This window comes from Ruegeria sp. YTSC192 (assembly GCF_059609705.1).
Genome location: NZ_JBXWMG010000007.1, coordinates 55310 through 69428 on the forward strand (window position 1 = coordinate 55310; position 14119 = coordinate 69428).

Sequence of the window (14119 nt, forward strand, 5' to 3'; positions counted from 1 at the left end):
TTCCATCTTTCGATGGTGTCGTAGCACCGGATCAGCTGCTCCCAAAGGTTTCCTGGGCGACCTGCTAACGGATTGCATTCGCGTGTCATATTGAACTAGGACATGCCTGTCCCCAGGGGCATCTGCAACTCAAACCTGCGCTGCAATCCGCACGTAGCCAAACTGAAATCCATGCCAAGTAATCCGTGAATTGTTCAGCGCGCGACAGAAACTGTTGCCTGAATCCGGTTGCATGTGAACAATTGGACTTGACTATATGTCATTTATTTTTCCTAACTAACCAGTCAATCAAAAAAACAGGGAGGCTACAGTGAAAGCCCTAACAACCATTTCAACCCTTGCCATTCTGGCATCTGCCGGGGCGGCATTGGCCAATTGCGACGAGGTCGTATTCTCGGATGTCGGCTGGACCGATATCACCGCGACCACTGCCGCAACGACAACGATTCTTGACGCTCTGGGGTACGATACCGATATCAAGATCCTTTCGGTTCCAGTGACTTACACCTCGATGGCCGAAGGCGATATCGACGTGTTCCTGGGCAACTGGATGCCGACGATGGAAGGCGATATCGCACCGTATCGCGAGGCGGGAACGGTTGAAACCGTGCGCGCGAACCTTGAAGGCGCCAAGTACACGCTGGCTGTCAACGCCGCAGCAGCCGAGCTGGGCATCAAGGATTTCGCGGATATCACAAAGCATTCCGATGCTTTGGACGGCAAAATCTTCGGAATCGAGCCGGGCAATGACGGCAACCGCCTGATTCAATCCATGATCGACGGCGATTCGTTTGGCCTCTCTGGTTTTGAAGTCGCAGAAAGCTCTGAACAAGGCATGCTGGCGCAGGTCGATCGTGCCTCGCGCAAGGGCGATCCGATCGTGTTCCTGGGCTGGGAACCGCATCCGATGAACGCCAATTTCGAGATGTCCTACCTGACCGGTGGCGATGAATTCTTTGGCCCCAATTTCGGCGGCGCGACCGTGTTTACCAACACCCGCCAAGGCTATGCCGAAGAGTGCCCGAATGTTGGCGCGCTGCTGAACAATCTGGAATTCTCGCTGGCGATGGAAAACGAGATCATGGCCTCGATCCTCGATGATAGTGAAGATCCCGCAGACGCGGCCAGTGCGTGGCTGAAGGCCAACCCGGACGCTTACACCGCATGGCTGGATGGCGTGACCACCATTGATGGCGGTGACGCAGCTGCCGCAGTAAACGCAGCACTGGGTCAATAACCTATAACGCCCTTCGCCACGTGTCAGTGGCGGAGGGCTTTTTTGTGGCCTGATCTCAGGCCCGGAATACTCTGAAAGGCGGACAGATGGATTGGCTGACCGACAACAAGATACCCGTCGGCAAGACGGCCCGAGCGGTCTTTGAATGGCTTCAAGAGATAGGGGAGCCATTTTTTGATTGGTTGTCCTGGGTTCTTGAGGCGCTGATTGATGGCATTTTATGGGTGTTGCAAACCCCGCATCCTTTGATCGTTGTGGGCGTCTTCGTGGGCATCACGTGGCTGTTGCAACGCAATTGGAAAGTTTGCCTGTTTGTGGCGCTGGGATTCCTGTTCATTCTCAATCAGGGATATTGGGAAGAAACGACAGAAAGCCTGACTTTGGTTCTTTCCTCCTGTCTGGTCTGCATGGCCATTGGCATGCCCATTGGTATTGCAGCGGCGCATAGGCCCAGGCTCTATGTCGCCATGCGGCCGGTGCTGGACCTGATGCAGACCCTGCCGACTTTCGTCTATCTGATCCCCGCGATCGTGTTCTTTGGTATCGGCATGGTACCGGGCCTGATTGCAACCGTGATTTTCGTTTTACCTGCTCCGATCCGTTTGACGCATCTGGGTGTGTCATCGACGCCGACCCCGTTGCTTGAAGCGGCCGAGGCCTTTGGCGCGACCAAATCCCAGACCCTGTGGAAGGTCGAACTGCCCTATGCGCTGCCTCAGATCATGACCGGTCTGAACCAGACTATCATGCTGTCGCTGTCGATGGTTGTGATCGCCGCTCTGGTCGGTGCTGACGGCCTGGGTGTGCCGGTCGTGCGGGCGCTCAATCAGGTGAACACGGCCCTTGGTTTCGAGTCTGGCTTTGTCATCGTTGTTGTTGCGATCATCCTCGATCGCGTCCTCAGAGTGGAGCATTGATCCATGACCGCAGTTGAGTTTGACAATGTTTCAATCGTTTTCGGCAACGACCCCAAAAGTGCGTTGCCCTTCATGGACGAAGGCAAAGACCGGGCAACCGTGAAAGAAGCCTGTGGTCAGGTGCTGGGCGTCCACAATTGCTCGCTGACTGTGCATGAGGGCGAAACGCTGGTGCTGATGGGGTTGTCTGGTTCGGGCAAATCCACGTTGTTGCGCGCGGTGAACGGGTTGAACCCGGTGATCCGTGGCGCGGTTCGGGTCTCGGACGGGTCGGAAATGGTGGATGTCACCAACGCTGACACCCGTACCCTGCGCCGGATGCGGCAGAACCATATCGCGATGGTGTTCCAGCAATTCGGCCTGCTGCCATGGCGCACGGTGCGCGAAAACGTCTGGCTGGGGCTGGAGCTGTCGGGCATGTCCCGCACCGAGAGGCTGCAGCGCACTGATGAGCAGCTTGCTCTGGTCGGCCTATCCGACTGGGCGGATCGCAAGGTCGGAGAGCTGTCGGGTGGTATGCAACAACGCGTCGGTCTGGCCCGTGCCTTTTCAACCCAAGCACCGATCCTGCTGATGGATGAGCCGTTCTCGGCCCTCGATCCGCTGATCCGGACCAAGCTGCAGGATGAACTGCTGCGCCTGCAGGAAAAGCTGAAACGCACGATCATCTTTGTGTCTCATGACCTTGATGAGGCCTTCAAGATCGGCAATCGCATAGCCATCATGGAGGGCGGTCGCATCGTGCAATGCGGCACCCCGTCCGAGATCTACTCGAAACCCGAGGACGAGTATGTGGCTGACTTTGTCGCGCATATGAACCCACTGGGCGTTCTGCGCGCGCGGGACGTGATGGAGCCTGCCACCGGTACGCCGGACCGCTCGATTGATGCGGATACGGATATTCGCGACGTCATTCAGGGCTTCGACCAGAACAACGCGCCGGTTGGCGTGACCGAGAACGGGGCGATCATCGGTCAGGTTACAAAAGACCGCGTGTTGAACAAGCTGGTTGATCCGATGGGGCAATAATCCCCGGACTTTTGGCATGGGGCGGTTCGGCATCACGGCGTCGGACCGTTCGTTCTCAATTGTTTTCGTGCCATCCCGTTCGAAACCTCCTAACCTGCCCTGAGAGGTGTTGAGCTAGGAGCAGGCCGTGACAGATACCTTCCAGAGAGTTGCTGATTTCACCCTTGGTATAACACCCGAGGATATCCCTGATGCAACACTGAACGCCGCCGCGTTGATGCTGCTGGACACGCTGGGCATTACGATTGCATCGGGTCCTATGGCGGCTGGGGTCATCGCCCGGGAAACCGCCTTTGCGCTTTATGGGGCAGGTGATCCGGCTTTTGGTGCGCGGATGTTGTTTGATGGCCGCCGGGTCAGTGCCGCCGGATGCGCCTATGCGGCTGCAACACAGACAGACAATCTGGACGGGCATGACGGCTATAATCCGACCAAAGGGCATATCGGTGTCGCTGTTGTCCCGGCGCTTTGCGCGCTGGCGGAAACGGTTCCGGATTTTTCAGGACTCGAAGCTCTGACCGCTGTCACCATCGGATATGAGGTCGCCGGGCGCGCCGGGATTTCTCTGCATGATACGGTCAGTGACTATCACACATCAGGGGCGTGGAACGCTTTGGGCGTCGTCGCAGTCGCGGCTCGAATGCGTGGGTTGGGAGTGGGCCAATTGCGGCAAGCGATGGGCATTGCCGAATATCACGGCCCCCGCAGCCAGATGATGCGCGAGATCGCCAACCCCACCATGCTGCATGACGGATCTGGCTGGGGGGCTTTGGTTGGTGTGTCTTCGGCCGTTTTGGCCGAGAAAGGCTTTACCGGCGCGCCCGCGATCACCATTGAGGCCGAGGAGGTCACGAGCCACTGGCAGAACCTTGGGCAGTTCTGGCAGATGCAGCATCAATATGTGAAACCCTATCCGATCTGCCGTTGGGCACACGCCGCGATCGACGCTGTCCGGCAGCTTATGCGCGACCATGACCTGAGCCATGAAGACATCGCCTCGGTCCAGGTCAATACCTTCCGCGAGAGCGCCTGTCTGTTCCAGGGCATGCCCGACGACACGTCAAAGGCGCAGTATTCCCTGCCATTCGCGGTGGCGGTGATGATGGCCTATGGGCGGATCGGGGTCGAGCATATCACGGGCGCGGGACTGTCTGATCCTTTGGTGGCCTCTTTGTTGGAACGTATTTCCGTTACCGAAGACACGCGCCATTCGGCCCGGTTCCCCGAGTGCCGCATCGCCGATGTCACGATCCGCTTGCACGACGGGCGGGTGCTGGAAACGGGCGACGTCCACGCACGCGGCGGCCCCGAGGCTCCTATGGATCAGGGTGAAGTTGTCGCGAAATTCATGAAGTTTGCGACGCCTTCGCTTGGCGAGACAAGGGCCGCTGCCATACGTGACGCCGTTCTGGGGTTGAGAGATCCGGTATCGGCTTTCTCGGATCTTGGGGCGTTGATCTATGACGCTCCGCCCGGCTCCTAGCCCCTCAAATACAGTCGAACAATCGCCCCGGTAGCCCCTGATGTCGCGGCAGCCCGAGTTCGCGCAACAGGCAGAACATCATTGCCTGATTGGACGTGACAACGGGCTTGTCCAAAGCGGCCTCAACCCGCTCGATGGCCTCGACGGACCGCATGTCGGTGCAGCTTAGAACAATTGCGTCGGCCTGCGGATGGTCGGCGTGACAGGCGAGGTCGAAAACTTCGTCCGGGGTCAATTCTCCCTGACCGTAGTTGCCCAGTTCGCGGCCCACATCGGCGCATTTGACAGTTTCGATCCCGTTCTGGTCCATAAACGCAACGGCCTGAGTGTTGATCTCGCCCAGATAAGGCGACGAAAAACCGACTTTATTGGCCCCCAACGCATGAATGCCCGCGATCAGAGCGCTCGCGGCTGTGATCGACTTGGCATTGGCGCCGGATTTGATCTTTTCGGCCAGCTCGGTGTCGAAGGATGGGCCATGGGTCAGCGTGGCCGAGGTGCAGCCGTACAGAACAATGTCGGGCCGCACGCCTGAGATCATCCGCAGATCATGGCTGATATCCGATGCGCCCAAACCGGCCATCTGGTCCGATCCGGGGATTTCGTCCACGTCATACCCACCCATGCGCTGGAAATGCAGCGTGGTGTTGGGTGGGCGCATCAACGCCATGTCCGGCTCAAGGTTTGTGTTGGTGAAGGGCACCAGAACGCCGATCTTGGCGGCGGTTCGGGTCTCGGTCATGACAGCACTCCTTCCAACACGTCGCGGGCGCGGTTCATGACATCCTGTGTGCAGATCGTGGCACGCAGGCAATCGCTCAGGCCATAGCCGCCCATCCCGCGCATCAACAGGTTTTCGGCGCGCAACGCCGTATCGGCCCGTTGCGCCTGCTCGACGGAGGCAAAGCGCAACAGGGTGAAATTCGTATAGCTTTGCGGGACGGTTAGCCCCAAAACGCGGCAATCTTCGGTGAACGCCTCGCGAATACGGGCGGTTTTTGCCACGACCTGCCGCATATGGGCCTGATCTTGCATCGCTGCGGCAGCCGCTGCCTGCGAAGGGATCGAGACATTGTTGGGGTTCAACAGCTTGCGCAGCTCTGCTCCGATCTCGGGCGGGGAATAGGCCCACCCGACCCGAGCACCCGCCAGCCCGTAGGCTTTGGAAAACGTCCGGGTGATGACCGTATCGCCGCGCTGGACCAAGGCGAATATCTCTGCCGGATCATGTTCGGCATCCGAGAACTCGGCATAGGCCTGATCGACGACCAACAGAATGTTTTGGGGCAGGTTGGTCCGCAGACGCACGATCTCGGCATTCGGGATCACCGTTCCGGTCGGGTTGCCGGGATTGCAGATGAAGACGATGCGGGTTTCTTGAGTGACTGCGCTCAGAATGTCATCCACAGAAACAGTCAGGTCGATCTCACGCGCCTTGGCATAGTCCGCCTGCACTTGCGCGGTGCCCGAGGCGACAAAAGCATAGCCGTAATCTGTACCCAGCACGCGGTCGCCTTGCCCGGCATAGGCGCGGATCAGACAACCAATCAGTTCCATCGACCCCGCCCCGCACAAGATATTGGCGGGGTCCAGCCCATGCACCTCGGCTATCGCTGCGCGTAGATTGCGCCATTCCGGATCAGGATAGAGTGGCATGTCGGCCATCGCGGCCTGTCCGGCGGCAATGGCAGCAGGGCTGGCGGGAAAAGCGCTTTCGTTCTGGGCCAGTGAAATCGTCTGCGGACCACCAAGATCGGCCAGCGCATAGGCGGCCATGGCGCCAACATGGGGGACGGGCCGGATCATGAGGCACCTCGATATGCTTTGGCCCCTTCGGCGCTAACCAGTCCACGCTTGAGATCCAGTGCCAGCGCATCCGGGTCCCGGTCTGTTGGGGCGCCGAAACCGCCGCCGCCGGGGGTTTCAAAAATCAGGTAATCGTCGTCTTCGACGCGCAGCTCTCCCTTGCCGGGGATATCCTCCTCGCCATCACGGAACCTGATAAGTCCGGGTGCTCCGGGTTGGCCGCCCATCCGGCCAAGCGCGGGGAATTTCAGCCGCTCGACCGAGAGGAACACGATGAAGGGCGCGCCGTTGGCCGAGGTCATCTCGATCCGTTGCCCCAACCCACCGCGGTATTTGCCCGCACCGCCCGAGTCCGGCCGAAGCTCGCGCCGCCAGATCGTGACGGGGGCGGCACTTTCAGTGATCTCGACCTGGCTGCCGAACACGCCCGAAGGGTAGGCCGTTGCCGACAACCCATCCGCATGAGGTCGCGCGCCCGTGCCGCCGTTATGCACGGGCTCGACCGCGAATTCGCGGCCTCCGTCACGGGCCACTTCGGGAGCATGGCGCATGGGCAGGTCGAACATGCAGGATGCGCCCTCTGCCGGGACCTGATCGGGCAGGGCCTTATGCAGGCAGCCAAGAACCAGATCGGGGGTGACCTGACCCAGCGTATGACGCATCGCGACGGGCACCGGGCGCTGCGCGTTCAGGATACAGCCCTTGGGGCCGTCGACGGTGAACGGCTCCAGCGAGCCTGCATTGTTTGGAATGTCCGAGCCGACAATGCAGCGCAGGGCAAAAACGGTATAGGCAGTGGCATAATTCAGTGGCACGTTGATGCCCTTGCGTGAACAGCCGGAGGTGCCCGTGAAATCCACATGCATCCCGTCGGCGCTGACGGTCAGGGTGGCGTGTAGTTCCAGTTCATTCTCATACCCGTCCATCTTCAGGACGTTCTTGTAGACGCCTTCAGGCACCTCGGCGATGGCGGCCAGAGTGCCCCGGCGCGAGGTGTCGATGATGTAGGCCCCCAGTGCGTCCAGATCGTCGATGTCGAATTCCTCCATCATCGACACCAACCGGTTCACCCCAGCCTCGCAGCAGGCGATCAGGGCATAAATGTCGCCCTCATTGGCCACGGGTTCACGGCTGTTGGCGCGGATGATGTCCAGCAGCAGGGCGTTCGGCGTGCCTTCCTCGACCAGTTTGCAGGGTGGGATCAGCAGACCCTCGTCATAGATATCCGAACCTTCTGGCCCCATGCCCAGCCCGCCCAGATCGACCAGATGCGAGGTGCAGGAGGTAAAGCCCACGACTTTGCCGTCCTTGAAGGCGGGCATCATCAGCAGGAAGTCGTTCAGGTGACCCGAAGCGAGCCAAGGATCGTTGGTCATATAGATGTCGCCGGGTTTCATCGTTTGAACCGGGAAAGCGGCGCGCAGGTGCTGAACGGCTTCGGCCATGGTGTTGATATGGCCGGGCGTGCCGGTCACGGCCTGCGCCAGCATCCGGCCATTCACGTCGAAAATTCCGGCGGAAATGTCGCCGCATTCGCGTACAATCGGGCTGAAGGCAGCGCGGATCAGGGTTTGACCCTGTTCCTCGACAACCGCCAGCAGCCGGTTCCACATCACCTGTAGTCGGGCAGGGGTCATTGCGTGCCTCCTTTCTGGTCGCGGATCAGGACGAGGTTTCCGATGGCGTCCACATGGGCCGAAAAATCGGCTGAGACGAGTGTTGTCGTCTGTGGTTCATGGATCAACGCGGGGCCGCAGATGCGGTCACCGGGGTTGAGGTTGGCGCGGGCCACAAAACCAGCCTGTTTCATCTGCCCGTCTACATCACAAATGATGGGTCGGGTTTCTGAAGGCGTCATCGTGGTCACCGCCAGGGTGGCAGGTAGATCAGGAACAGCAGCGTCCGGTGTCGCAACCCGCACAGCCCAGTTCAGAATCTCGATCTGCATGCCTGGAACGGGGCGCGAGAATTGCTTGCGGTACTCGGTTTCAAACGCTTCGGTCAGCGGGGCGAGGTCTTCGGGGGTAAGTGTGCGGTCGGGCAGCGAAATCTCAATCTCATGCCCCTGACCGCTATAGCGCATAAAGGCCGAGCGTCGGATTTCGGTCGGTGCATCTCCGGCACCTTGGGCAACGACGGCGCTGGCCTCGGCGATCATATCGTCAAAAAGGCCGTTGATCGCCGTGAAATCCAACCTTCCCAGTAGAGAATAGTACGAGCGCACGATCTCAAATGACACGGGCGCGAACAGAAAGCCCACGGCTGAGCCAACACCGGGATTTGGAGGCACCACGATCCGGTCAATGCCCGAAGATCGGGCCACGCGGCTGGCATGGAGGGGGCCGTTGCCGCCAAAAGCGATCATGGTGCGGGACCCGAGGTCCTTGCCCGACTCCACCGCGTGCATCCGCCCGGCGCTGGCCATGCTTTCATCCACAATGCGGCTGACCCCGTCAGCGGCCCCTGTCGCGTCTGTTTCAAGCGCTGTGCCGATCACGCGTTGCAACGCCTTGTTTGACGCCTCGGGGTCGATCTGGATGAACCCTTCGGCAAAAGTGTCGGGCACGATGTAGCCCAGAGCGATATCGCTGTCGGTCACGGTCGGCTCGGTCCCGCCGCGCCCGAAAGCCACCGGGCCGGGTTCCGAGCCTGCCGATTTTGGCCCTACGATCAGACGGCCCAGCCGGTCTACACCGGCGATGGAACCTCCGCCTGCGCCGATTTCGATCATCTCGATCACCGGAATACGCACCGGCATGCCTGAGCCCTTAATGAACCGCGCCGCCCGCGCGATCTCGAACTGGCGCGAGGTTTGGGGCCGGGCATTGTCGATCAGGCAGAGCTTGGCGGTCGTGCCGCCCATGTCGAAGGACAATACCTGATCCAACCCGGCCCGAGCGGCGATACGCGCCGCTAGAATGGCCCCTCCGGCAGGGCCGCTTTCGACCAACCGGATCGGGAAACGCATGGCGGTCTGGAGGGTACACATCCCGCCACCAGCGGTCATCATCAGGATCGGGCAAGTGACCCCTTCGGCTTGGAACTTTTCGACGAAGCGGGTCAGATATGTCTCCATCAACGGTTGGATATAGGCGTTGGCAACCGTAGTGCAGAGCCGGTCAAACTCGCGCGCCTCGGGGCTGACATCGGATGAGATCGACAAGGTCAGATCGGGGCGTTGTTCGGCAAGAGCATCGCGCAGCCGACGTTCATGCGTGGGGTTCGCGTAGGAATGCATAAGGCAGATCGCAATCGCATCCGCCCCGCTGGCGTCGATTTCAGCCACAAGCGCGTCAATAGCGCCGTCTTCCAGTTCGATCAGAACCTCACCGGCCGCGGACATTCGCTCGCGAACGGTCAGAGAGCGTTCACGCGGGACAAGAAGATCGGGTTTTTCCAGATTGATATCATACTGCGCATAGCGCCGTTCGTAGGCGATTTCGAGGATATCGCGGAAGCCTTCAGTCGCGACGGTTGCCACGGTGGCCCCGCGCCGCTCGATCAGAGCGTTGGTGGCCAGTGTGGTGCCGTGGATGAAGCCGGTCACTTCGGCCAGGGACCGCCCCGCGCTTTCCACTACGCGTAACGCCCCTTCCATCGCGCCTTCGGCCGGGTTTTGGTGCGTGGTCAGGGTTTTGGTCGAGGCCAATATCGTTTCATTGCCTGAAACAAGGACGGTATCGGTAAACGTGCCGCCAATATCTATGGCGAGGCGCAGAGCAGGTGTCATGGAAGGGTCCGTTGTCGTCTGTAACAGTTTGGGCATAGCGCCCGTTCGGCCTGTTACCGACGCGGTGCCACCAAGTTGCAGCCGGTGGCCCGGCGATCCATACGAGTTGGGATGCACTGACAAGTCATAAGGAATTGTCGGTCGGTTTTTACGTCACTGCTAGCGCATTTGCGACATCGCGGCTTTCCAGCGACGTAAATACCTGAACTTCGCTGCAGGGCTTATCCCGACAGCCGCGCCAAATCCGCACTTAGCGCGCGGGCCTCGGAAATACTGCGCTGCAAGGCCTGCAATTGCGCCTCGGCAGTGGTGCCTTGGGGCTTTGCGTTCAGCACCCTGTCGATTCTGGCGGCTGTGGCGGGGTCGCCGCCGCCGATGGCATCGCGCTGTTGCAGGATTTTCAATTTCAGTTGCGCCAGTTCCGATTCCGAGGACCTGATCTGCGCCGCCAATGCGTCGTTGCGGGCCTGAGCTGTCGCCACATCGCCCTCGGCGGCTTCGATCCGATCATCATAGGCTCCGGTCGCAATGCCGGATACGCCAGCGAAGAACCCTCCGTCCGCCGGGTCCGTGGTGGTTTGGCAGGCGGCCAACAGAAGGCAAGGCAGAGCAATGCGTGTGATCATGGTCTGCCCTGTCACAGCGACGACGCCAGATCGCTGGCGATCCCGCGCATCTGCGAAATCTGGTTTGATAGCGCCTGAAGATCACCGTCAATGGGAGAGGTGGTTTGGCGGCGCTTGATCGTCAGACTACGTGCCTCGGCGAATTCGGCCTGTCGTTTGGTTGCCCCGTCAATGGCCAGCTCCATCTGTGCCAGATTGCCATTGGCCTCGGTCAACTCTCGTTGCAGCTCGGCCTGATCCACGGTGCCTGCTGCCGCGCGGGCGTTCAGTGCGTCCAGCTCGGCCTTTTGCGCCACCAGAACTTCGTTCATCACGTTCAACGTCGTCTGCATTTCGGCGGCATTCCGGTCCAGATCGGATTTGATCTGACGCAGCCGTCTTTCGCGACCGGCATAGCTGCGCTGCACATAGGCCACATAGGTACCAGCCAGAGCGCCTGCACCCAGCCCAATGGCGATGCCCGAGCCAACGTCGTCAGAACCGCCCAACCCAAAGCCAATCGCCCCCCCTGTGACGCCGCCCGCGATCGCCCCTTGCAGGATCGTCTTTTGCAGGGCTGCCGCCTGCTTTGCCAGATCGGCCTCCGCCTGGCTTGAGCCGGTGCCCACAGACCTCAGCGTTTCAGGCTCGCTGCTGCTACCGCAGGCGGACAAAGCCAAAGATGCCCCTAACAATGCGGCGATCAGCCGGGTGGAATAAGATCTGCCAGCCATTGATAACTCCCTTTTTTACTATCTTCTGCTTGCGCCACATGGCGCAGAAATAATGTGGCATCCTCGCTTAAGCGCGCGTGAGCTTGCCCGAGGTTACGCGAAGTTGCCGCCGCGTCAAAGAAATCTGCGCCCGGCTCGGATGGAAAAAACACCACAGCGCGGGTTAAAAGTTCGTCGTAGTAACTGCGGCTTTGATCCAGCCGCCTTAGAATAACACCGCGTGAGCGATAGATGTCGTAGATATCATTGCGGGCCTGCTGCAGCACCGGCAGCGCGGCAGGGTCCGAGCGCGCGATCTCTTCGATCTGGCCCAATGCGTTTTCGGCAACGGCCAGAGTGCGTTCGACACTGCGCAGTGCAACGATATCGGTGCGCAGGCTCTGCAATGTCGTGGCGGCCAGAAAGACCGAGACTTCGGCGGCGTCTTCAAACAGACGCTCGGGCGTTGCGGTTTCCTGCAGCGGCAGGCGACGGCGATACTGATCGAGGGCAGGTTCCAGGTTGCGGCTTGGCCCATCCGGCATCAGCCCAAGGGTGGATAGGGCGGCGGCCAGCTTGTCGGGCTCTGCAGCTGCCAAGGTGGCGCTGATCGGCGCGGCTGGGGCGGTTGCGGTGTTCCTCAACAGCTCAATCCGGTCATGTGCGAAAGCGGCGAACAGGCCATCGGGATAGGTTTGCAGATAGTCTTTGAAGTCGGCTTGATCACTGCTTGCGGAAATGTTCCGCCAATGGGCCATATCGGCTTCAAAAGCGTCCTTGGGACTGGCCGGGGACAAACCCGGTGCGAAACTATGCTCATTCAGCACGGATTCTTCGACCCATGGGATCTGGCGGCCTTCTGTGTCCAGAACCACTTGCTGACGCACCCGACCCAGCATCAGCCGCACGTCCAGATCGGGCGTCGCGATGTGGTCCAAAAGGCTGGAGGTGAAGACGCTGTTGTCGCCCAGCCCGTCATAGGCCACGTTGCCGGGGTCAGTGGCATAGGCGATCAGCAACCCTGCACCGCCCCGGATGCGGACCAGACCCTGTTCGACGATCCCTTTATCCGAGAACGGGTTGTTGCGGCAAGCATCCAGCAACAGGATGCCGACATCCGGCCCCGCCTTGGCCAAAACATCGCGCACCCGGTCGATTGTGATCGAGCTGCGGCTGAGGGCGGTCAGGTCATTCCCTGAAAATTCTGTTCCAATCAGGTGGTTCTGACCGCCGATCTGTACCCCGTGGCCGGCATAGAAGAAGACAGCCATTTCAGCGCCCTGCGCCGCCTGCCCAAAGGCGTGCACCGCCCGATCCATCGAGGCTGCGTTCTGGTCGGTGGCTTCGGTCACGGCAAAGCCAAGCTCGCGCAGGGCTGCGCCCAAAGCCTCAACATCGTTGACCGGGTTGCGCAGCGCCATATCCGGGGCGCGGTAGTCGGAATTGCCGATCAGCAAGGCCACACGATCAGCCGCCCGGGCCGAGCCTGTCGCCAGAACCAGACAGGACATTATGCAAACCAGTAAAAATCGGACCCGAGTCATGTCGTCACCTTAGCGCAAGGATTTTGGACTGCACAGACAGATTGGGGCTCTACAACCTGCCCAGCCGGTCCTCATCGTCTACAACGGTCAGTTGCGTATCCGGACCGCTCCACCGCCAGAGGACGAGGTTCAGGTTAGTCGCAGTTGTCCCCGACGCGAAGCTGCGCACCAGCAAACCGTTAAAACCGTCCTTGATCAATTGCGCAGCCAGATCTTGCGTCGGGACGGTGCGCCGATCCAGCGTGGCCGACCGCCAGCCGGGATCGGCCAGCGTGGGCGCAGTCATTCTGTAATGGGCCAAGGCGGCATCGTCTCGGGTGTCGAAGATCGGGCCCAGATCAGCGTGGTAGGACACCAGTATCGTCGGCTGCAAATCTCCGACCTGATTGGCCTCACGCAGGGCTGTGGCCGGGTCCAGCGCCGTATAAAGAGCTGCTGTGCCTTTTGCATTGAACCGACCGCCATATCGCTCGGCCCCACGACCCGAGAGAGGTTCACGCGCGTAAATCGGATTCAACGCACGAAAAAGCGGCCCGCGATACCGGCCTTCGTCAAGCGGCATCAGGCATAGACACCGGCATCGACGGCATCAATGTACTCCAAGACCTGCTGCGCCTTGCCCTCCTGCACCAGCTGCATGGCCGTGCGTCCGTCAAAACCGGGCAGGGGTTCCGAGCGATACCAGGCATAAGCAATCAGATCCGAGCCAAAGCGCGGTTGCACCTTGTTGAGAACCTCGATCAATTCGCGCAGGCGGCGTTGTGTCTTGTCGGATTGAATGCGCGTGCGGCGTTGCAGGGCGTCCTTGCCCAACCCCACGGTCAAGGCGACCTCTTCGGCGGATGTACGCAGGGCTGCCGCGATTTTCCGAGGCTCGAACAGCCCCCCTTCGGCGAATTGAGCAATCTGCATATCATCCTCCAATCCTGTTATATTGACAGTATATAGCGTCAATATTGCTGATTTTCAAGGATGCATGCTGTGTCGCTGCGTCTCAAGCCTCATCAAACCCCGTGGCAAACGATATGATCCTCACCAACTTGGGACCGCGCGTT

At 60.1% G+C, this 14119-nt stretch carries 13 protein-coding genes; 4 read left to right on the plus strand and 9 right to left on the minus strand.

Translation table 11 applies throughout. From position 1 onward, the window contains the following. Positions 1-310: 310 nt before the first annotated feature. The 4 genes from choX to AC2FD8_RS11740 all read left to right on the plus strand — a co-directional run bounded on the left by choX (position 311) and on the right by AC2FD8_RS11740 (position 4666). Positions 311-1237 (plus strand): choline ABC transporter substrate-binding protein, encoded by a 927-nt coding sequence (choX, locus tag AC2FD8_RS11725; protein ID WP_496856304.1) that lies wholly within the window; start codon positions 311-313, stop codon positions 1235-1237. Positions 1238-1323: 86 nt separating this feature from the next. Further along, positions 1324-2154 carry a choline ABC transporter permease subunit gene (gene choW, locus AC2FD8_RS11730; protein WP_496856306.1) on the plus strand — a complete coding sequence of 277 codons (831 nt, stop codon included), beginning with the start codon at positions 1324-1326 and terminating at the stop codon, positions 2152-2154. A 3-nt stretch (positions 2155-2157) separates the two neighbouring features. Next, entirely contained in the window at positions 2158-3183 is a 1026-nt protein-coding gene (gene choV, locus AC2FD8_RS11735; protein ID WP_496856308.1) for a choline ABC transporter ATP-binding protein, read from the plus strand. Positions 3184-3310: 127 nt separating this feature from the next. Next, complete coding sequence (locus tag AC2FD8_RS11740) at positions 3311-4666, plus strand: MmgE/PrpD family protein (RefSeq protein ID WP_496856310.1); 1356 nt, start codon at positions 3311-3313, stop codon at positions 4664-4666. A 4-nt stretch (positions 4667-4670) separates the two neighbouring features. Here AC2FD8_RS11740 and AC2FD8_RS11745 read toward each other — a convergent pair whose 3' ends face one another. The 9 genes from AC2FD8_RS11745 to AC2FD8_RS11785 all read right to left on the minus strand — a co-directional run bounded on the left by AC2FD8_RS11745 (position 4671) and on the right by AC2FD8_RS11785 (position 13976). Continuing rightward, on the minus strand, positions 4671-5408 hold the full coding sequence (locus tag AC2FD8_RS11745; RefSeq protein WP_496856312.1) for a maleate cis-trans isomerase family protein: 738 nt from the start codon (positions 5406-5408) through the stop codon (positions 4671-4673). After that, positions 5405-6472 (minus strand): pyridoxal phosphate-dependent aminotransferase, encoded by a 1068-nt coding sequence (locus AC2FD8_RS11750; RefSeq protein ID WP_496856314.1) that lies wholly within the window; start codon positions 6470-6472, stop codon positions 5405-5407. Before AC2FD8_RS11750 ends, AC2FD8_RS11745 begins: the two co-directional genes overlap by 4 nt. Beyond that, positions 6469-8109, minus strand: a complete 1641-nt coding sequence (locus AC2FD8_RS11755; RefSeq protein WP_496856316.1) for a hydantoinase B/oxoprolinase family protein — start codon at positions 8107-8109, stop codon at positions 6469-6471. The genes AC2FD8_RS11750 and AC2FD8_RS11755 overlap by 4 nt, the downstream gene beginning before the upstream one ends. Further along, positions 8106-10202 (minus strand): hydantoinase/oxoprolinase family protein, encoded by a 2097-nt coding sequence (locus AC2FD8_RS11760; protein WP_496856318.1) that lies wholly within the window; start codon positions 10200-10202, stop codon positions 8106-8108. The genes AC2FD8_RS11755 and AC2FD8_RS11760 overlap by 4 nt, the downstream gene beginning before the upstream one ends. Before the next feature lie 221 nt (positions 10203-10423). Further along, the gene (locus AC2FD8_RS11765; RefSeq protein WP_170378488.1) at positions 10424-10828 is read right to left on the minus strand and encodes a hypothetical protein; all 405 of its coding nucleotides are present in this window, start codon (positions 10826-10828) and stop codon (positions 10424-10426) included. A gap of 11 nt (positions 10829-10839) precedes the next feature. Then, positions 10840-11541, minus strand: a complete 702-nt coding sequence (locus tag AC2FD8_RS11770; protein ID WP_496856320.1) for a hypothetical protein — start codon at positions 11539-11541, stop codon at positions 10840-10842. After that, positions 11511-13064: a caspase family protein gene (locus tag AC2FD8_RS11775; protein WP_496856322.1), complete on the minus strand. Its 1554-nt coding sequence runs from the start codon at positions 13062-13064 to the stop codon at positions 11511-11513. The genes AC2FD8_RS11770 and AC2FD8_RS11775 overlap by 31 nt, the downstream gene beginning before the upstream one ends. 49 nt (positions 13065-13113) lie before the next feature. Then, a complete protein-coding gene (locus AC2FD8_RS11780) occupies positions 13114-13626 on the minus strand; it encodes an RES family NAD+ phosphorylase (protein ID WP_496856324.1) in 513 nt (170 codons plus the stop codon). Further along, positions 13626-13976, minus strand: coding sequence for an MbcA/ParS/Xre antitoxin family protein (locus AC2FD8_RS11785; protein ID WP_480566690.1), 351 nt, complete (start codon positions 13974-13976; stop codon positions 13626-13628). Before AC2FD8_RS11785 ends, AC2FD8_RS11780 begins: the two co-directional genes overlap by 1 nt. Between the last annotated feature and the right edge of the window lie 143 nt (positions 13977-14119).

What these genes read in the sequence shown, in the direction of transcription:
- choW (WP_496856306.1), top strand. Translation starts at nt 1,324, where the DNA reads ATGGATTGGCTGACCGACAACAAGATACCCGTCGGCAAGACGGCCCGA.
- choV (WP_496856308.1), top strand. Translation starts at nt 2,158, where the DNA reads ATGACCGCAGTTGAGTTTGACAATGTTTCAATCGTTTTCGGCAACGAC.
- AC2FD8_RS11745 (WP_496856312.1), bottom strand. Translation starts at nt 5,408, where the DNA reads ATGACCGAGACCCGAACCGCCGCCAAGATCGGCGTTCTGGTGCCCTTC.
- AC2FD8_RS11750 (WP_496856314.1), bottom strand. Translation starts at nt 6,472, where the DNA reads ATGATCCGGCCCGTCCCCCATGTTGGCGCCATGGCCGCCTATGCGCTG.
- AC2FD8_RS11755 (WP_496856316.1), bottom strand. Translation starts at nt 8,109, where the DNA reads ATGACCCCTGCCCGACTACAGGTGATGTGGAACCGGCTGCTGGCGGTT.
- AC2FD8_RS11760 (WP_496856318.1), bottom strand. Translation starts at nt 10,202, where the DNA reads ATGACACCTGCTCTGCGCCTCGCCATAGATATTGGCGGCACGTTTACC.
- AC2FD8_RS11765 (WP_170378488.1), bottom strand. Translation starts at nt 10,828, where the DNA reads ATGATCACACGCATTGCTCTGCCTTGCCTTCTGTTGGCCGCCTGCCAA.
- AC2FD8_RS11770 (WP_496856320.1), bottom strand. Translation starts at nt 11,541, where the DNA reads ATGGCTGGCAGATCTTATTCCACCCGGCTGATCGCCGCATTGTTAGGG.
- AC2FD8_RS11775 (WP_496856322.1), bottom strand. Translation starts at nt 13,064, where the DNA reads ATGACTCGGGTCCGATTTTTACTGGTTTGCATAATGTCCTGTCTGGTT.
- AC2FD8_RS11780 (WP_496856324.1), bottom strand. Translation starts at nt 13,626, where the DNA reads ATGCCGCTTGACGAAGGCCGGTATCGCGGGCCGCTTTTTCGTGCGTTG.
- AC2FD8_RS11785 (WP_480566690.1), bottom strand. Translation starts at nt 13,976, where the DNA reads ATGCAGATTGCTCAATTCGCCGAAGGGGGGCTGTTCGAGCCTCGGAAA.